The 17,646-nt window shown below is 42.5% G+C and carries 27 protein-coding genes and 1 tRNA gene; 5 read left to right on the top strand and 23 right to left on the bottom strand.

What is annotated here, in order from left to right:
• Positions 1-7 precede the first annotated feature (7 nt).
• The 21 genes from ARCPR_RS04220 to ARCPR_RS04125 all read right to left on the bottom strand — a co-directional run bounded on the left by ARCPR_RS04220 (position 8) and on the right by ARCPR_RS04125 (position 12,323).
• Positions 8-1,279 (bottom strand): hypothetical protein, encoded by a 1,272-nt coding sequence (locus tag ARCPR_RS04220; RefSeq protein ID WP_012940247.1) that lies wholly within the window; start codon positions 1,277-1,279, stop codon positions 8-10.
• A 7-nt stretch (positions 1,280-1,286) separates the two neighbouring features.
• Positions 1,287-3,035 carry a LamG domain-containing protein gene (locus ARCPR_RS04215; protein WP_012940246.1) on the bottom strand — a complete coding sequence of 583 codons (1,749 nt, stop codon included), beginning with the start codon at positions 3,033-3,035 and terminating at the stop codon, positions 1,287-1,289.
• Positions 3,032-3,700: a hypothetical protein gene (locus ARCPR_RS04210; RefSeq protein ID WP_012940245.1), complete on the bottom strand. Its 669-nt coding sequence runs from the start codon at positions 3,698-3,700 to the stop codon at positions 3,032-3,034. The genes ARCPR_RS04215 and ARCPR_RS04210 overlap by 4 nt, the downstream gene beginning before the upstream one ends.
• A 446-nt stretch (positions 3,701-4,146) precedes the next feature.
• Positions 4,147-4,299 carry a hypothetical protein gene (locus ARCPR_RS09740; RefSeq protein WP_012940244.1) on the bottom strand — a complete coding sequence of 51 codons (153 nt, stop codon included), beginning with the start codon at positions 4,297-4,299 and terminating at the stop codon, positions 4,147-4,149.
• 2 nt (positions 4,300-4,301) lie between these two features.
• Entirely contained in the window at positions 4,302-4,565 is a 264-nt protein-coding gene (locus tag ARCPR_RS04205; RefSeq protein WP_012940243.1) for a BrnT family toxin, read from the bottom strand.
• On the bottom strand, positions 4,562-5,179 hold the full coding sequence (locus ARCPR_RS04200; protein WP_012940242.1) for a recombinase family protein: 618 nt from the start codon (positions 5,177-5,179) through the stop codon (positions 4,562-4,564). The genes ARCPR_RS04205 and ARCPR_RS04200 overlap by 4 nt, the downstream gene beginning before the upstream one ends.
• 11 nt (positions 5,180-5,190) lie before the next feature.
• Positions 5,191-5,490, bottom strand: coding sequence for a hypothetical protein (locus tag ARCPR_RS04195; RefSeq protein ID WP_012940241.1), 300 nt, complete (start codon positions 5,488-5,490; stop codon positions 5,191-5,193).
• On the bottom strand, positions 5,474-5,779 hold the full coding sequence (locus tag ARCPR_RS04190) for a hypothetical protein (protein WP_012940240.1): 306 nt from the start codon (positions 5,777-5,779) through the stop codon (positions 5,474-5,476). Before ARCPR_RS04190 ends, ARCPR_RS04195 begins: the two co-directional genes overlap by 17 nt.
• A gap of 185 nt (positions 5,780-5,964) precedes the next feature.
• The gene (locus tag ARCPR_RS04185) at positions 5,965-6,324 is read right to left on the bottom strand and encodes a hypothetical protein (RefSeq protein ID WP_012940239.1); all 360 of its coding nucleotides are present in this window, start codon (positions 6,322-6,324) and stop codon (positions 5,965-5,967) included.
• A gap of 84 nt (positions 6,325-6,408) precedes the next feature.
• Positions 6,409-6,729, bottom strand: a complete 321-nt coding sequence (locus ARCPR_RS04180) for a hypothetical protein (RefSeq protein WP_012940238.1) — start codon at positions 6,727-6,729, stop codon at positions 6,409-6,411.
• The gene (locus ARCPR_RS04175) at positions 6,726-6,920 is read right to left on the bottom strand and encodes a MarR family transcriptional regulator (RefSeq protein ID WP_012940237.1); all 195 of its coding nucleotides are present in this window, start codon (positions 6,918-6,920) and stop codon (positions 6,726-6,728) included. Before ARCPR_RS04175 ends, ARCPR_RS04180 begins: the two co-directional genes overlap by 4 nt.
• Positions 6,921-7,073: 153 nt before the next feature.
• The gene (locus ARCPR_RS04170; protein WP_012940236.1) at positions 7,074-7,463 is read right to left on the bottom strand and encodes a hypothetical protein; all 390 of its coding nucleotides are present in this window, start codon (positions 7,461-7,463) and stop codon (positions 7,074-7,076) included.
• 81 nt (positions 7,464-7,544) lie between these two features.
• Positions 7,545-7,730, bottom strand: a complete 186-nt coding sequence (locus ARCPR_RS04165) for a hypothetical protein (RefSeq protein ID WP_012940234.1) — start codon at positions 7,728-7,730, stop codon at positions 7,545-7,547.
• Complete coding sequence (locus ARCPR_RS04160; RefSeq protein WP_012940233.1) at positions 7,731-8,282, bottom strand: hypothetical protein; 552 nt, start codon at positions 8,280-8,282, stop codon at positions 7,731-7,733.
• Between the two features lie 13 nt (positions 8,283-8,295).
• Positions 8,296-8,700: a hypothetical protein gene (locus ARCPR_RS04155; RefSeq protein ID WP_012940232.1), complete on the bottom strand. Its 405-nt coding sequence runs from the start codon at positions 8,698-8,700 to the stop codon at positions 8,296-8,298.
• On the bottom strand, positions 8,701-10,683 hold the full coding sequence (locus tag ARCPR_RS04150; RefSeq protein ID WP_012940231.1) for a minichromosome maintenance protein MCM: 1,983 nt from the start codon (positions 10,681-10,683) through the stop codon (positions 8,701-8,703).
• Positions 10,670-11,188, bottom strand: a complete 519-nt coding sequence (locus ARCPR_RS04145; protein WP_012940230.1) for a hypothetical protein — start codon at positions 11,186-11,188, stop codon at positions 10,670-10,672. Before ARCPR_RS04145 ends, ARCPR_RS04150 begins: the two co-directional genes overlap by 14 nt.
• Positions 11,175-11,369 carry a hypothetical protein gene (locus ARCPR_RS04140; RefSeq protein ID WP_012940229.1) on the bottom strand — a complete coding sequence of 65 codons (195 nt, stop codon included), beginning with the start codon at positions 11,367-11,369 and terminating at the stop codon, positions 11,175-11,177. The genes ARCPR_RS04145 and ARCPR_RS04140 overlap by 14 nt, the downstream gene beginning before the upstream one ends.
• Positions 11,370-11,702: 333 nt before the next feature.
• A complete protein-coding gene (locus tag ARCPR_RS04135; RefSeq protein WP_012940228.1) occupies positions 11,703-11,906 on the bottom strand; it encodes a hypothetical protein in 204 nt (67 codons plus the stop codon).
• Between the two features lie 19 nt (positions 11,907-11,925).
• Positions 11,926-12,216 carry a winged helix-turn-helix domain-containing protein gene (locus ARCPR_RS09480; protein WP_012940227.1) on the bottom strand — a complete coding sequence of 97 codons (291 nt, stop codon included), beginning with the start codon at positions 12,214-12,216 and terminating at the stop codon, positions 11,926-11,928.
• Between the two features lie 34 nt (positions 12,217-12,250).
• Positions 12,251-12,323, bottom strand: a tRNA-Gly gene (locus ARCPR_RS04125).
• Between the two features lie 47 nt (positions 12,324-12,370).
• On the opposite strand from ARCPR_RS04125, the gene ARCPR_RS04120 reads away from it, so the two are divergent.
• Genes ARCPR_RS04120 through ARCPR_RS04110 form a run of 3 tightly spaced genes read left to right on the top strand, consistent with a single transcriptional unit; the run spans position 12,371 to position 14,303 of the window.
• Entirely contained in the window at positions 12,371-12,676 is a 306-nt protein-coding gene (locus ARCPR_RS04120; RefSeq protein ID WP_012940226.1) for a thioredoxin family protein, read from the top strand.
• On the top strand, positions 12,673-13,602 hold the full coding sequence (locus ARCPR_RS04115; protein ID WP_012940225.1) for a hypothetical protein: 930 nt from the start codon (positions 12,673-12,675) through the stop codon (positions 13,600-13,602). Before ARCPR_RS04120 ends, ARCPR_RS04115 begins: the two co-directional genes overlap by 4 nt.
• 5 nt (positions 13,603-13,607) lie before the next feature.
• Complete coding sequence (locus tag ARCPR_RS04110) at positions 13,608-14,303, top strand: DUF7669 domain-containing protein (RefSeq protein WP_012940224.1); 696 nt, start codon at positions 13,608-13,610, stop codon at positions 14,301-14,303.
• On the opposite strand, the gene hisH is transcribed toward ARCPR_RS04110, so the two are convergent.
• A complete protein-coding gene (gene hisH, locus ARCPR_RS04105) occupies positions 14,300-14,893 on the bottom strand; it encodes an imidazole glycerol phosphate synthase subunit HisH (protein WP_048084387.1) in 594 nt (197 codons plus the stop codon). The two genes, ARCPR_RS04110 and hisH, sit on opposite strands and share 4 nt — an antisense overlap.
• Before the next feature lie 70 nt (positions 14,894-14,963).
• Between hisH and ARCPR_RS04100 the strand changes: the two genes are divergently transcribed.
• Positions 14,964-15,308, top strand: coding sequence for a hypothetical protein (locus ARCPR_RS04100; protein ID WP_012940222.1), 345 nt, complete (start codon positions 14,964-14,966; stop codon positions 15,306-15,308).
• Positions 15,305-17,380 carry a DHH family phosphoesterase gene (locus ARCPR_RS04095; protein ID WP_012940221.1) on the top strand — a complete coding sequence of 692 codons (2,076 nt, stop codon included), beginning with the start codon at positions 15,305-15,307 and terminating at the stop codon, positions 17,378-17,380. Before ARCPR_RS04100 ends, ARCPR_RS04095 begins: the two co-directional genes overlap by 4 nt.
• On the opposite strand, the gene ARCPR_RS04090 is transcribed toward ARCPR_RS04095, so the two are convergent.
• Positions 17,373-17,627 (bottom strand): DUF4405 domain-containing protein, encoded by a 255-nt coding sequence (locus ARCPR_RS04090; protein WP_012940220.1) that lies wholly within the window; start codon positions 17,625-17,627, stop codon positions 17,373-17,375. The two genes, ARCPR_RS04095 and ARCPR_RS04090, sit on opposite strands and share 8 nt — an antisense overlap.
• Between the last annotated feature and the right edge of the window lie 19 nt (positions 17,628-17,646).

Genomic DNA, 17,646 nt, shown 5'->3' with positions numbered 1-17,646 from the left:
TCCCTCCTTACGAAGCTGTTGTGTTTTCCCCTATGATCAAAGCGTTCCAATCAACGCTCTCACCAAATAAGTTCGGCAGCGTTATCTTTCCTCTGAAATCAAGCTCTGCCGGAATTGCTGCGTTCCTGAACTTAAGCTCATAGCTGCTCGGATAGATCATTCTTGCAATTCCCCGATAGACCTCCCAGCCCCATCCAAATCTTGCCTTATTCCAGAACCATCTGCCGAATAGATCCCAAGTGTCGTCGATCTTTACGTTCCTGCCAAAGATGTTGCCCTCAAAGACCTTCTCATCCCTTGCAAATAGACCGAACCATGTAGTTCTCTTAATTACGGTGACCTTACCGCTGTATCCACGACCCCATCCCTCTTTCCAATCTCTTATGTTCTTGCTCGGTATAATGTAGTAATCAACAGCCTTTATCCATGCAAACGGTGACTGATCCCATAAGATGATCTGCCTGAATTGCCTGTTGTTCTTAAGCCAAGCTTCTCTTATGACTTTGTCTCCGCTGACTTTGATCGTATCTCCCGGCTCAACTGGAATTATGCTCTCATTTCTGCTGTAGAACTTGATCTCAGCCGGTCCGTCTTCGGTCCTCTTTACGAACATCCAATCAGTAGCAACTCCATCTCCGTCTAGATCAACCTGTGTGCAGATTATACCTGAGTCATCCGGGCTGAGAGTTACGAGGTTGCTCCCAAGAACGAGAACGGCTCCTCTGTCGTTTAAGGTATCAAGCTCGATGCTGAGACTTCCGATCTGAAGCTTGTCACCTTCGTCAGCCCAGCAGGTTGCCCAATACGGCTCCGAGATGTAAACCTGAACGTCAAGCGTTCCTTCGTCAAGGACCTCTCCTGTGTTTGCGTCAGTTGCAATGGCATGGATTCTCATCGTGTATTCTCCCGGCCTTGCGTTCGTCGTTATGCTGACTTCGTAAACTCCCGGATTCGTTGCGTTCTCCGTTGCCGTGAATGTATCCTCAACTCCGTCTCCTGTCACATCGACAGCCAAACCGAGAGAATCAAGGAACTGAACAGTTACGCTGATCGAAGTGTTTGCAGGATCCGGGAACGAACTTGCGGTGAACGGCTGACTTGTGTTCGTTAGAATTGTCAAGGTCAGATTTGCCGGATGTCCGTTTACAATCTCATCTCCCCACTCCGTCGGCAAAATCGTCTCCGGATCGAAGTTGTAGCTTATTGTTGCTGCGTTCACTGTCGGCAGTATTGCCAACAATATAGCCAAAATCCCAAACAGGGCAAGCCCTCTCCTCACTACTCATTCACCTCCCAAATCCCAAAAGCTTCGCCAAATACTCAAAAATCCCACCCAAACTCTTTAAAAACGGAAATCTCTCCCACCAAGCCGGCTTTTTGTTGTAAATGACCTTGATCTCTGCATGCTGAGTCCCAAGCGGTGAACCTTCGAATACCGTTGCAGGAACAACAATCTCAGCCTTGCCGTCCTTGCCCTCTCTGACTTCAAGAAGCTCCTTGCTTCCTGTCAGAGCTTTGGCTTCAATGACATCTTTTGCTTTAACGTCCAGCGGAATGATAACGGTCCTATTGCCAAAGCTCTTGAAGTCAGCCGAATCTATCGCTATGACTTTGGTCACCGTCTCGATCTTACCCTCCGTTGCGCTCTGAGCAATTGTTGTTGCTTCCTCAAAGCTGTCGATCTCAAAGAAGTCGTCAAGAGTTGCCCTGAACTCAAGCTCTGTCTTAGCTATCGGCAGAGTTGCCGTTAGTTCCATGACCTTTGACTCTCCCGGATTCAGGATGATGGAAGAGACAAGAGAGCCATCGAACATGCTCATAGGACTGCCGTCGAGGTAAGCATTAGCTACTCCGATTGAACTTGGATCAACGCTGAGAGTTGCCATGATGCTAATATCAGACGGATTGCTGATCCTGATGCTCTTCTTAAACTCGAAAGTCTTTGAGTCAGAATCGAGATAGAGTTCATTTGGCAGTTCTGACTCCGTTGCTGTGTCAATGCTGATCGGAATGCTGACGGTGACACTGCTTGCGTTTACATACCTGTTATCATCGATTGTGACAACCTTGCCGTCGATGCCATAAGCAAAATCAACAGGATCCAATATCTTCGCAGAAGCAGGAACGGGAATCCAAACGGTTCCAGCCGCATCCGCTGAGATGTCAAAGCTAATCTCAACAGTTGCAGACTCTCCGCTCAAGTCGAGACGTGGAACGCTGATCTGTCTGAGGTCAATCGTAATGTTCGTATCAAATCTATGACTTGTTCCTCTTTGATATAAAAGCTGATGCTCCTGCTTGCTGATTGCTCGGTAATAAATCATGACTTCATCAATCTTCCCGTAAAATTGGTTTCCGATCCCTCTTACTCCAGCAAGTGTGACACCATAGGGATTACTGCCAATACCTCCTGTGTATTCTCTTTCAGCAACCAAGTCTCCGTTAATGTAAATCCTCATGAACTGCCCGTCATACGTTGCTGTGACGAAATACCACTTGTTTAGTTCGATAAACCCTGAAGGAGTGCATAAACTTGTAGCAGAACCTACTCCATTCACCTTGTTGCCTAACCAAAAGCCGAGCGTCCCATCACTGAAGATACGGATCCAATAGCCTGTAAATGTGCTTGCATCTGGATTATACTGTTCTTTGTTAATTATGTCAGCATAGCGTGGCGGATACTGCGTAACATATACCCAGAACGCGATAGATAGCTGATTGTTGCAGAGATCCGGATTGTTAATGTAAACATACTGAGTATAGTCTGTAAATTCTAAACAATATCCAAGCTTTCCCGGAACCCACGTCGGCATGTAATTGATGCCGTCTCCAAGCGTTCCGTTATTCTGCAACGGATTTACAGCGTTATAAGTGATGTTGCCAGTCCCTTCGTCCATCGGCAGATACATGACACATCCTGAATACGGAGGATCAGGAACGACAGCAGGAGGAAGTCCCGGAACAACGACAGTCGATGCTAATGCCGGACTGACGAGCATCAAAAGTATGAGAAGGGCAATAACTACGCTTCTCAACCTTCACCACCTCCGGAAAGCAGGAAGTTCAGAACAGCCTCGATGTGAGACTTCTTGCCGCTGATTTCTCCGCTCTTATACTTCTGAAGTCCCCAATTTCCTAAGCTCTTAAGCTCGGAATTGCTGAGACTGCCGTCCTCCAAATAGTCATCAAGCATCAGAACAAGCTCATAAGCGGCTCTCGGAGTTATCGAGACCATGTTCGGAGTTGCCCTGCCGTCAACCTTTACAACGTCCCCGGAGACGTAGATGTGCTTAATGTAGTAGGTCCTCTGAGAATCCATGACCGCAAGCGTAACGTCACTTACTCCCATCTTGCAGATAGCTTCAAGCTGATCGGCAGTCAGATTATAGCCGTTGAGTCTTGCAAAATAGCCGTTCAGCTTCTCCCGGACTTTTTTCATATATTCCGGCTCTGACGTTGGTGTCGCTCCGGATTTCTTGACGATCTCTTTATAACGACTGTAAGGATCCTTATGCAAGAGCGGATTGATGATCTCGTTCTTGATGTAAGCGATGAGAAGTCCCGGATCCTTGAGATAATCCATCGCAAGCTTGAGCTTGCCGAAAAAGCCCTGTTCTTCTGCAAGAACGGGAGTGACGGTTGTGGCTGAGATTAAAAGAAGGGCAAGAATCCAGCTTACCGTTCTAACTCCTTTTCCCAACTAACCACCCCCCCCCTCAAAGAGCCGGGGAGTGTAGAGAATGGTCCATGTCTTTGTTGTGAGAGTGCCGGGCAACTATGTCGTCGCTGACCAACTCAGCCGTCTCGCCCCCGGCCCTATTTTACAAACAACATTTAACTTCACAAGTATTTAAGTTTTTAGGCTTTACGAGTCAAGAACTTCTTGACTCAAGTCGTATAATTCGTTTTATGGCTTTAAAGACGGCATATATTAAATATTTAATGATATTATTATGTCGAGTCAAGAAAAACTTGACTCATAGGTCAATTGTCGAGAGTCGATAACTGGAACCTGTAGCGCTTAATCCGTCAATTAACTAACTGATTAATTTTATAATGAATAACAAAAGATTATGAGAAAAGAGATTCAATCTTGGTCCTGTTGCTCGAGGTGTTACTAAAGCTATGAGTCAAGTTTTTCTTGACTCATTTATGAGATACCTTACGCTTGGGCTTATCGTCTGGAACTATGACAATCTCAACGTGTTCGATTCCTTCGACTATAACCTCTTCACCCTCTTCAAGTTCAAGTTTCGCTAATTCGCCTAAATCTTTTAACTTTCCAACTCTTTTAACCATACTTAACCCTCCATCTTCTTCTTATATAACCTTTTTTCAGAGTCTGTAGAGTCTCTTGCTGTTACCAATTCGTAAATTTGACCTTTCTTATCGACGAATATCGTTAAAAATCTCCCGCCTAAAGTTTTTCCTATGATCCTGTATCGATTACCTTTAACCCTCATATAAAGAAAATCTCCTTCAAGGACTTCAAAGACTTCTGCAACTGCTACTCCGTGTTTCTTTGCAATTTTCATAGCTATATGATGCTTTACAACAAGTCTCATTGAATCACCTTCCTAAACCCTAATTTCTTGGCTCTCCTCCTAAAGGTCTCATAGGATATATCGTGACCTGAGGACTTCAAGATCTTCCAGATAGCTCTTAGTGATAAACCCATCTTGCCATATCTCTTAAGGTAATGTTCAATAGTGGAGTCAGGAACTTTCTTTGGTCTTCCCTTCTGTTTACCCGAAGCCCAAGCTGATAACTGCCTTTCTCTAATCCTTCTCCTTTCAAACTCTGCAACCCACGAGAGAATACTTAGAATCAGCTTTCTAATGTTGCTGTCAAGGGTTTGTAGCCACTCCTCTTTGATACTGATTACAGCTATTCCTTTACTTTCAAGTTCAAGTATGGTTTGCACAGTATCGAGCATGGTTCTACCAACTCTATCTATTGCAAAGACTACCACAGCTTCTGGTTTTATTCTATTGAGATCTTGGAGAAGTCTGTTTGCTTCTGGTCTGTCCTTAAATGGTTTAGCTCCGCTTTCTCCTTTATCTATATACCATTCCAAGATCTCAATACCTCTTTGCTTTGCAAATTTCTTTATTTCAGCCTTTTGCACGTTTTCATCTTGTTCTTTTGTAGAAACCCTGATGTATGCAACCGCTTTCATGAACGATCCTCCTAAAGTTCATCTACAGATTTCACGATTCGGAACTGACTAAGCTCGGAGAACTTCACGTAGTCTGCTTCTGAGTAGAGTTTGAGTAGAACGAGTTCGTCGTATTCGTGCTTCTCAGCGATTTTTTTGAAGAGCTTCAGAGCGTCTTGTGTTATCGGACTCTGCCTTATCCAGACGAGTAAGGTTTTATCTTCTTTGAGTATCTTTACAGCAATAGCACCATCTCTTCTGGAGACGAATCCCCCTTCATATCTTTTAAGTATTTCGTAACCCACTTTTTCAGACTCACTCAACCCCTTCATAACTACCAAACCTCTCTACTATTTTCTTAGGGTCTATCAAAAAAGCGTCAGTTCGATTTCTACCATGCCAGATTGCAAAAACGATGTGTGGGGCTTTAACCTCCTCAAGCTCTCGAATGAAATTTGCGAGAGCCTTCAGATTTGCTTTAGCTGAAGACTGGAAGTATGTGTGTTTTAAGCCATCCTCACTGAAGTATACTACTAACCACCATATATCCTGCCGATATAGCTCATCTTGACAGGTTTCTAACACACGCTCATCTTCACCTATACGGACGTGTCCACTCATCAATATTCATTGAAATTGCAGATATAAATAGGTTACCTTTGGTTATGTTTGGATGTCCTCTTTCGTGTAATTTACAAAAATGTCTTAAAAATATGTAAAGCGTCCAACAAAAGTGTTAACCCATTTCGTGTAAGTCCCTCTCGTGTAAATTATGAGTGAGGATGGTGTAACCAAAGAAGTCTTAGTTAGATCAGAAAATCATCAAAGTCATTTCTACGATAGCAGGTCAATATGACTTTATCGCCAACCTTCTCGATTGTAGCTTTCCCATTGAAATACTCTTCACAAGTTCTTATAAGCACTTTGCAGATCCTATTATAATTTTCATCGTCCTCTTTACATTCGAACTTAAATATTTCTTTTCTATCAGCATATTCTCTTTTTGTTCTAATCTTTTCTCTTACGAATTCGATTGATTCTGTAGCAACTCCTATAGCAAGACCTAGGCAAGCAGCAGATGGATTTCCTCCTGCAATCTCCGCAAAGCACTTAGCGGCAGAGGGTCCTAACCCTACCACACGATCTACGACTTTTCCCCACTCCATAGAATAGCTTTATCATTACTTGTAGAAATCTTTTTCTAAAATTTTACCATAAATTTCTTATAAATAATAATGAGGTTGTAAAAATTATTTCTTTACCAATAGTGAAATCTTCTCTTTCTTCAGGCTAATGAACTTGCGAGGATACGACTGCCTAATCTCCGTGAGAGTCCTGATCCTAATCGGAACATCGTCTTGAAAGACGAATTCCAATCTATTAAGGAACTGTCTAATAGCTTCCTTGCTTATCTCTAAGTAGATGGCTAAAGCGGTTTGACATAGCTCTCCCTCACGACAATGACAGCAACCCAACTCCCTCATCCCTTCGCAATATGGTAATGTCCTCTTAATCTCCTCAGCCCTTTCAAGGGCTTCTATAATCCTCTTCAACGTAATATAACCCCTCATCTAACCACCTCTAAAATAAACTTCTTTCCTATCCTAACTCTCCTAATCAATCCCTTAGCTTCGAGAATTCTTACAATATGGCTAATAAAATAGGGAGAATGCTTAGTCCTGTAAAAGAGTGTGTTAATAGTTGGCTTAATACCCTGCTCGTTGAGTTCCTTGACGAGGTTATAAATCTCATCTATCGCCATAAGTCCCAACCCTCCAGAAGCTTGTGACCACAAGCTTCTCGAGCAGGATCTTCTTTGTGACCACAGGTTACCGATACCGTGTTGTGGACACAAGTCTCCGGGCGACGTCTACTTGTGGACACAACCGCAGGTCCTGTAATTGTGGACACAATATCACCAGGTCGGCCCTGATGTTGTGGACACAAGCTCTGGACCCGCATACTCTTCATCCTCATCGTCAAAATCATCCTCAAAATCGAAATCCTCATCGTATTCCTTCACCTCCTCTTTCTTCTCCGGAATGAAAATAATAACAGCAGTTCCCTCCATCCTTAATTTTCTACCCCAGTATTTTTCTTCAACGACTGCCTTAACCCTGTATGTCCTGAAAGTCTTGCCGATTAAGTCGTTAAACTCTCCGCTGAGAACTATTCGTGGAGCTTCGTAAACTTCACCGTTCAGTTTTCGTGTGTGCTTGCCCACCTTCCTCTCCTTAACTTCCCATCCGTATCCTACAGTGTCAGCTTCAATCCTACCGTTCAGCTCAATTTTAACTTCTACCATCAGAATCGACCTCCTTCGGAATAATCTTCATAATGACCTTGTAACGCTTGAAGAATTCGTCTCTTAGGTTCCGGTAAACCATCAAAATTCTTCCGCATAACCATCACCTCCAGAGAGAGAATAATGGAGTTCAACGTATAGTGCTTTCTTAGCCTCCTTGAGCATCATAGCAGACTTAAAAAAGCCGTTTTGTTCCATGTCCTTTATTAGATCGTTAAAAGCTCTCACGTAATTGCTAATCTTGCAGATCTTGTTGTCGAGGAGCATTTATTCCACCCCCGGGTCAATTTCGTCGTAAAATTGGCTGAGATCCCTCGTAACAATCAAGAACATCGCCTCCCTGTACATCTCCAAGTTGAAGTCTACAATTGCATGCGGTAGTCCCCTCTCCTCAGCCTCTTTCCTCCTGTCTTCAAAGTAGTGAACGTCGTCAACAATCCTGAAAAATCGATCTATAGTACCCTCGAACATCTCTCTTAACTCTTCATCCTCTGTCTTTTCCTTTATAACAACCTTCCTCCCGACTAAAATAGCATAAGGCCTCCTCAGTTCCATTAGTTTGCTCCTGAACCGCTCTGGAACCCTCAAATAATAGTGCATCGGAGTACCATCCCACCTTCTCGGGATCCACAGCTCCAACTTTAATCCGTTCTTCGACGGCTTTAGAACAATCTCACCATCCTCCTCAGCAATTTCAACCCTGTCGATGTTAAGATGGCTCAAAATCGCTGGATCGAGTTTTAGTCTCGTTCCCTTGTTGCTCACTCCAACCCAAAACTCTCTTATATTCCCCCTCTCAACTACCTCTACCCTCTGCACGGCTCAGCACCCCCTACTCCTCCCCAACCATTTCGGGATGAGGGGAGGACCTTGACAATTCATCAGCCAGAAGAATCTCAAACTCGTCAACTTCTTCGATCTCGCTCTTCAAGTCGTCGTAAACCTCGATGAGCCTGAGAAGAACGATATATCTTGGAAGGTTGCCGTTGTTCAGAGCTTTGGCAGTCTCTTCCCACTCTTCAACGGTCTTAAATCCTGAATATTTTCGCAGGAGCTTCCTAAACTTCGGATGGTTCACGAAAACAGCCATAACCTTCGCCTTGCCAATCGGCTTGTTCGAACCGTCTTCTACATCTATCTCCCTACCTAAAAGGAGGTTGTACTTGCCGTTCCTCATCGTCGCAACAATTTCGTTCTCCAGAAAGAATGACAGAACCTTATCGTCTGAAAACTTCATCTAACCACCTCCAAAAACCCTATAATAGCCCGAACGAGGAGAATAGATTTCACCACTCCGCTTGAGCTTCTCAATAGCTTCCTTAGCCTTCTCCTTGCTCATTCCAAGCTCTTCAGCCCTCGCAAGAACAGCATCTTCGGATGCTCCCCAGTCGGTTGAATCCTGAAGTTCCTTGATAATGTTCTTAACAGTTGAAAGTCTGTCCCTCTGAGTGGCTGATATGCCCTGAATAGCATAATCCCAATCTATTCTCCCACTCTCAGGATCAATGGCAATCTGTCTAAGCGACTCCTTGAACAGTTCTATAGCCCTTTCCGCATCTTCAACAGTTGCAACGTTGCTCAGTCTTATTTTAGCTGAAGCTTCGGTTAGCCTTCTCAGAGCTTCAAGCTGTCTTGCGGTGATAGCAATAGCTCCCTGCTCCTTACTTTGCTTTCTGAGGCTAACGTAAAATTCTATTATCTTCTCCTCCGCCTCTTTAGTCAATTTCACTTCTTTAACGTTGTTTCTTGCGTAGAGGACGTATTTCCTTAGCAAATCTGGCGGAATAGGCGGCTCCTTGTCCTTCGTATCCGATGACAGGATGAACCTCGCAATCTCTTCATCTCTCTTCTCATCGGGTTCGTCAAGGATTACGTAGATAAGGTCGAATCTTGATAACAAAGGAGGTTCAAGGTCAATCTGCTCAACTATCGGTTCATGCCTATCGAATCTTCCCCTCCTCGGATTTGCTGAGGCTAAGACTGAGCATCTTGCGTTTAGAGTTGCGTTGATTCCCGCCTTGCTAACCGAAACGGTTTGCTGTTCGAGCGGTTCGTTCAAGGCTCTTAGCTCTTTTTTATCCGCTTTTTCGAGTTCGTCTATGATTGCCATTCCCTGATCTGCCAAAACTACCGCTCCAGCTTCTATCGTCCAACGACCAGTGCTCTCCTCTCTCGTTACCGTTACGGTTAAACCAGCCTTGCTCATTAGAGTTCCATCAACCATAACAGCACGAGGAGCAATCATCGAAACCGATCTGAGAATTTGGGATTTCGCCGTCGAAGGATCGCCGACGAGCAGGATGTGAATGTTTCCTCTCTTCTTCGTTCCCGATTCGATTCTTTCAACCCCTCCAAATAGTTGAAGGGCTATCGCTAACTTGATTGTTTCGTAGCCGTAAATGGACGAAGCAATAGATTTCGCAAGTTTGTCGTAAATGTTAGGGTCTTTAGCTAATTCTTTGATCTTTTGAATGTCCTCTTCGGTGATGTTGAGATTGCGGATGTCTTCTTGGAGGAACTCGACACTTATAGCCTCAACGAAGAATTCTCCACGTGACTTGTTCCTGTCTATGAACTTCCTTAGGATACCGTTTACAATTATCTTGTCACCGGGATATACCGTATTAACAAGATCTCCAAGAAGGAGAACTTTGATAGATTCCGGCTGTCTTTGAAGACCTTCGGGAAGTTCTTGAACTTCTATCACTTGACAATCCGTGACTTCATCTTGTTCCGTTAGCCTTCTGAACGATCTTGCATGACAATGCGGGCAGTAATCTGGCTTGGGAATCTTTCCGTTTAAAGAACGAACAGGGATAATAGCACCGCACTTGGAACATTCAAAAGAGGCTTTAGCTACATAGGGTGCGGGTGACGTTATCTTTCGAACCACACCCTCAAAACTAACAAACTTGTCGACATTCTCGACCTTTCGGACTTCTGGTATGCTATTTCGCTTTGGTATATTCTTAATCCTTATTTTAATATCTTCAATCTCGTCATTGTAAATCTTGATAACTTCTAAGACAGATTTTCTTAATTTGTCGAGAAATTCCTCAGGTTCGTCGTATATCTGCTTTTCAATACCCCTACTTATGCAAAAAGTTAGAAGATGATCTTCTCTAACATCTATTTCGAGAACGGGTTGTTTAAGATTGGCAAGACGATGTTTAAGATAAATTTCCACGTAATCTTGAAAAATTGAATCAGACACTGTCATAATTCACGTTGAAGGCTCTAACCGCCCTACCAAGCAATTCCAAGCCTTTTACTGCACCTGTTGGAGTCTTAAACATATTTAGTAGAACCATTAGCCCCTCATAGACATCATCGTTGAACTTTACACCCTTCATCCCCATCTGTTCAAGGTGTCTGGAGAGAGTCCTTACAAATCGGTCGTGTAACTCCTCGTATGTTGCAGATGTTAGTCCATCCTTCAGCTTCTCTTTGAGTTCTTCTATTTCCTTGCGGAGTTCTTCGTTTTCTTGTCTCAACAATTCAAACTCCCTTAAACCAGCTACAATATTGGAAAGTTCTTTAACTATATTTTCAAGCCATTCTGACAAACGATAGGGATACTTTTTTTCATAGGTCTCAAGAAGAAGGTCTATAAAATCTCGGTCTGTTGGCTCGTATCCAAATAATTCCTCAAGATTCATTTTTATTTTGCTTATCTTTTTTCTTTGGTCTGCAGAACAGGATATGCTCGATCTACCTCGCCCCATCTACAAACACCTCCTCAAAACCATTATTACCCTTCAATTTCCTCCAAAACCATGTTACTGCAACTCTGACAGTTTCGGCATCACTCTTCAGACCCAGTATGCGTTTAATGTCGTCTAATTTGGTTCGGAAGTCATTACCTGTAATTTTAATAGATGTAAATTCTACCTCTTTAGGTCGCATTATGCCTCATTTTACGTCTTAGAGATATAAACTTTTCGGTTTTTTATTTTTTAGAAAAGCCTCTAAAAATTTTATTTTCGTAAACCGAAAAAAATAGATTGGTCTTCTTTCGCAAAAAAGAGAAGTTGGTCTTAGAAGAGGTGTTAGAAGGTTACATGTAACTACATGTTATATAATATACATGTAACTACATGTAGCGCTAAAAAAATACATGTATTATTATAAGAGTGATGAATTTTCTTTTTTTCTGAATCGGATGACTCTATGGTTTTTATTCGAAGTTTGAATTTAAAACAGCTTCTGCGAGGCTACATGTAACTACATGTAGGCATTCTAAAAGACTAACACATCCTCCTCTACCTTTTCATTTTTTATAATATCTTTATAAAATTTATTTATTAAAACTCTTATAACTTCAGCATCTGCACGGATTCCCAAATACTCTTTTATGAATTCATATTTTTCATACATCTCTTTGTCCATTGTAACTTTGAAGCTCTTTACTACAATCTCTTCTTTTTTCTTAGTTTTAGCCATATCTTCCCCCCTCTTACGACTAAATATCAGACTCAAACTCTTCAAGTAGCCTTAACACTCTTCGACCTAAATCAGTTAATTTATATTTTACATTCTCATCTTCTTTATCAAACGTTTTCTCGACGAGTCCAACCTCTTTAAACTCTTTTAATCGTCTATACACTATAGTTCTGTCTACAAATGTTTCGAAAGTCAATTCCTTTTGAGTTTTGGCACCATCTTTTAGTGCCTTGAGTATCTTAATTCCTTGAGATTTAGAAATTGCACGAATGATTTTTTCGATGTCAAGTGTTGTTTCAACCACTTGCATATTCTTTCCCCTCAATTTAATGATTTTAATACCATGCGGCCGCCGGGATTTGAACCCGGGCAACGGGCTCGGGAGGCCCGTGTCCTGCCAGGCTAGACTACGACCGCCCATAAATGCTTGGAAAAACATGAATATATCGTTTTCGGTTAATCTTATGAACAGTGCTGAGAAGTTAGGAACTATGGAGATTCCAAATGGAAAGGTAGTCATCGAGTTTTATTCTCCTCGATGCAAATCATGTCAAGACGTTCAGAAAATTTTGGATGAAGTTTTGGAAGAATTTGAGGATGTAAGGTTAATCAGGGTTAACGTTTTTGAGAATCGAGAGTTCGCAAGATCTTTCGATGTCATAGCCTTACCAGTAATAATAGCCCTTAAAGATGGGATTGAAGTTGGAAGATTGAAAGGTGCGAAGAGTAGATCTGAGATAGTAGAATTTCTGAGAGAGGTGTTTGGATGATTTTCACAGACTGGGAAGGGCCTTGGGTTTTGACGGACTTCGCTTACGAGTGTGCAATGGCATTCTTCAACAGCTACGAGTTCTTTGAAAGACTAAGTCAGTACGACGATTACCTAGTTCTAGTTGAGAAGAAAGAAGACTATGATGCTGGCGATACGCTGAGACTTTTGGCAGTGTTCTTAGTTGCAAATGATGTGAGCAATGAAGAATTAAAGGATTTGGCGGAAAAAGTTTTGAAGTACACTCCAGATGCTGAGGAAGCTATTAAAGAGCTTAAGAATCCAATAGTGATCTCTACGAGCTACGAGCAATTCTTAGAGGTATCAGCTGGGCCTTTAGGCTTGAAGTATTACTGTACTTCATTTAAACCCGAGAACTACAATCTGAGTCAGAGTTTAAAGAAGGAGATAGTTGAAGCTGTCGAGATTATAGCGAATTTGCCGGAGATAAGGATTCCGCCAGATGAGGAAACTCTAAGTGCTATAAACTGGTTGAACAATTTCTTTTGGAACAGACTCGCCAAAACTGAAGCTGGAAGGATACTTGATGAGGTTAAGGCTGTGGGCGGAAAGAGAAAGCTTGAAGTGATTTTGAAATACAAGCCCAAAAAGCCGGTAGTTATAGGGGACAGCATTTCTGACAAGGATATGTTGAGCTATGCAAAGGAGAAAGGGATTGCTATATCCTTCAACGGGAACGAGTTTGCCTTAGAGAACTCAAATTTGGCAATAATAGCAGAATCTGCCTACGCTGAGGTAGAGGTTGTAAAGAGATGCTTGAGTGAAGGACTTGATTGGATCGAAGTCTGCGAGGATGTGAGAGGTGGAAAAGTCTGCAGGGTTGACAAGTTGGATTTTGATGAGTTGCTAAAGGAGTCTAAGGCTATGAGGGCAAGGTTGAGAGGTTTGGCTGGATATTTGAGTTGAGAATTATGCCGTATCAGTATAGAAAAACGGCATACGAGCTTGTTAAGGAAGCTTCTCATGAACTTGGAAAGAATGGAAAATCTTTTCACTATTCAGAGGTTATAGATCATATACGCACTCGTTATCCAGATTGTCCTTTTAAAGATAATACGTTTATCTTACACCTAAGAGGGTTATCCAAAAATATCGAAAGCTCAAAGAATACTCATCCGTCACTTTACAAAAGAGCTTTTCTTATCTATCTTGGAAACGGACAATTTAAATTGGCAGAATTAAATGATACTTATGAAATCAAAAAAGTTGAATCTAAAGTTACAGATTCTGAGAGGATTGCAAAAGAGGTTATGGAAAAACACTTCGGTGTGAGGCTTGAAAAGAAAAGGCTCAATATCTTCGGTAAATATAAGGAATTTGACCTCGTAAATGTTGAGCATGCAATAGTGGGAGATGTAAAATTTTACCAGTTTAGGGGGACTCCTTCAGCTCAGTTTGGCACGTTGTCAGAATACGTTTGGCTCATGGAAAAACTTGAACAGTTCACTGGCAGGAAATGGAGAAAGTTTATAGTTGGTCTTGGCAATAAGGAAACATTTGAAAGATATGCCAAAACCTACAATCCTTGGCTTGGCGATGTGGAGATTTACTTCATTAACGACGATAGAAAGTTGGAAATCTTAAGAAGTCCTATACTTGGAGTTTAACGTTTGCACATCTTTACGAAATTCTCAACAATTCTCAGTCCTACCTTCCCACTCTTTTCTGGATGGAACTGAAAGCCGATGAAGTTGTCTTTAAATACGGCAGAAACAAACTCTATTCCATATTCTGTTTTTGTTAATACAAATTTATCTTCGGTTACGAAATGGTATGAGTGAACGAAGTAAACGAAGCTGCCCTCCTCAATTCCGTCAAGTACATCGTGATCTTTTACAATCCTAATCTGATTCCAACCCATGTGCGGAATCTTGCCAACCCAGTCTGGAAATCTAACAACTCTACCCGGGATCAAGTTTAAGCCCCTATGTAGCCCACCTTCTTCGCTTTCAGTTGCGAACAACTGCATCCCCAAGCATATTCCCAGAACTGGAACGTTTGCATTGATTATTAAATCCTTGTATGGTTTAAGGTTTTCCATTGCGGATTTAAAAGCACCAACACCCGGTAAAATTATACCTTCAGCTTCTGCAATCTCTTTGGGGTCATCGGTTACTTTAGCATGCCCGCCTACATAATCTACAGCCTTACTAATGCTCTTTAAGTTACCTACACCGTAATTCACTATCGCGATCACACGGCTGAATATTGCTGTGTGTTGAAAAAGTTAATGCAAACGAAAAGATTTATTTAGGTGTAGCAGATCGATGATCGAGATGCGTTGTGAACTCGAATGCGATAGTCTAAGATTGACAAATGTGATATACGGTAGATTGCTGTCGAAGTGCAGAATAAAAGATCTGATGAAGATGATAAAGGAAAAACCGAACGAAGACTTTTACATAATCGTGAATAGAAACGATCCTCTCAAGGTCGAAATAAGAAGGGATAGAAACGGTAAGTACAGGTACAAGAGCGGAGAGGAACTCGTGATACCAATTCCAAAGAGGTTTGCAGTTCTTGAGCCTGACGAGAACTACTTCAGGCAAACACTCAAGGCGAACATATTCCTTGCTTTAAACGGAGCAGATGAGAAGGAGCTTCATCTATGAAGTGCGAGAAATGTGGTGGAAAGGGATACATAGAGATTGAGGAGACTTGTAAAGTTTGTGGTGGAACTGGGAAAGCCAAGAGCTTCGATCCTAAAATAACTGCTGAACTCACAAAGGAACAGCTTGAACTATTCATGAAGGGAATCTGTGGTGTCTGCAAAGGTACGGGGAAGGTCAAAAGGCTTATAGTTTGTCCAGAATGTAAAGGTTCTGGAAAGGCAGGAAGATGTAAAATCTGCGGAGCTAAGGTCATAGGAAATCACGATCTCTGTCCGAATTGTAGGAGAAAGCCACACGCTTACCTTCTGAAGAACAGCTGTGGAATTGAGGATGTCAGGTTGAACAGGGTTTACGTCGGGAAAGTTTCCGCTATAACGGACATAGGAGCATTCGTTAACCTAAACAAGAGATTGAGAGGGCTTATACATAAGAGAAACTTGGGTAACGTCGACTTGAAAGAGGACGATACTGTTCTTGTCAAAGTCACGAACATAAGACCAACTGGCGAAATAGACTTGGTTTTGGAGAGAATGGATAACTATGCTGTCGTTGAAGTCAGCAAGGAAGTTCCTACGGTGAAGATTGCAGAGCTGGAAAAACACTTGGGCAAGATGGTTGAAATAAGGGGAAAGGTTACTCATGTAAAACTAACGGGAGGTCCTACCGTTTTCACGATAATAGATGAGACTGGTGGAGTTAACGCTGTAGCTTTCGAAGGAGGAGAAAGGGCTTATCCTGAAATTGATGTAGACGACATCGTTGCGGTAGTTGGAATTGTCAAAAGGAGAGAGAAAATCCAAATCGAAGTTCTTGAGATGGAGAAGCTCTTGGGTGAGGAAGCTTACAAAATTCAGAAGGCGATTCAGGAGGAGCTTGATAGAAGGAGCGAGCCAATCTTTACGGGATTCTTGATAGAGAGCGAGGTTCTGGAGAGGTTAAAGCCTGAAATGATGGCCGTAGCCAAGGAGCTTAGGAAGGCTGTTTTCGAGTCACGACCAATAATAATAAGACATCACTGGGATGCAGACGGAGTCTGCGGTGGAGTTGCCTTGGAGAAGGCACTGATAGATTTGGTTGAGAAGTATCATCCCGATCCTGAAGCTAAGTATTACCTTATCAGACGTAGAGTTTCTCGTGCTCCTTTCTACGAGCTTGAAGACGTTGTGAAGGACTTAGATGAGGCTTTGGAGGATATAGACAGACACGGAGACAAGGTACCCTTAGTCGTTTTAGTCGATAACGGTTCCGGATTGGAGGACGTTCCAGCCATAAGGCAGTTTTTGGTTTTTGGTGCTGATGTGATCACGATAGACCATCACTTCCCAGATGAAGAAGTAGACAGGTACCTGCTTTACCACGTTAATCCGTACAAGGTTGGAGGGGACAGCAACTACACTGCCGGAATTCTTAGCGTTGAGATTGCGAGGATGGTCAATCCAGATGTCGATCTGAAGCTCTTAGCTGGAGTTTCGGTTGTAGGAGACAGAGCTGAAGGAGAAGTGGAGAAGTATGTCGAATTGACCGGCTTAACCAGAGAGGAGTTGCAGGACATAGCCTTGGCAATCGAATTTGAAGGGTTCTATCTGAGATTCAGACCTTCATCATACATCATGCACGAGATTTTGGGCTTTGGAAGGAAGGACAGGCAGAAGAAACTCGTTGAGATGCTTTCAAGCTACGCTAAGGAGGCAATAGAGGCTCAGGTTAAGACTGCTATGGAAGGTGTTAAAGTTCAGGAGTTGCCGAACGGAGTTGTTTTAGCTGCTTTAGACGTTGAAAACTACGCAAAGAAGTTCACATTCCCACCACCGGGCAAGCTTACTGGTGAAGTCCACGACAGGCTTAAGCAGAAGTACGAGAGAATAGTAACCATAGGTTACGGACCGGACTTTGCAGTCATAAGGAGTGAAGGAGTCGAACTGGACATACCTCGCTTGGTTAGAGAGTTGCAAGAAGAAGTGAATGCTGGGGTGGAAGGAGGAGGACATTTGGTCGTTGGTTCTATAAAGTTCATTCCAGCAAAGAGGAAGGAAGTTTTAGCGAGGTTGGCCAGTAAGATAGGTTCTATTTGAAGAGTGCTTTAATTTCGTGTTTAAACATCTTCCAGTTTAGGATGAAATGTATTATAGCTACAGCCGTAATTATAAGCCCTACATAGAGATGGTACTCCTTCCACAGGTGCTTTTCTAACCCGTAGACTAAAACTTCCCTGTAACCGTGTCTACCGGGTGTAAAGTACAGTATCAAACCACTTATAAGCTGAAACAAGCCCAACGCAATCAGTACAAAAACGATTGTAGCCCTCGTTTTAGCACCCATAACGTTTAAGGTAAGTTCG

The organism is Archaeoglobus profundus DSM 5631 (assembly GCF_000025285.1).
Classification (GTDB): Archaea; Halobacteriota; Archaeoglobi; order Archaeoglobales; family Archaeoglobaceae; genus Archaeoglobus_B; species Archaeoglobus_B profundus.
This window is presented reverse-complemented; position numbering and strand designations above follow the sequence as displayed.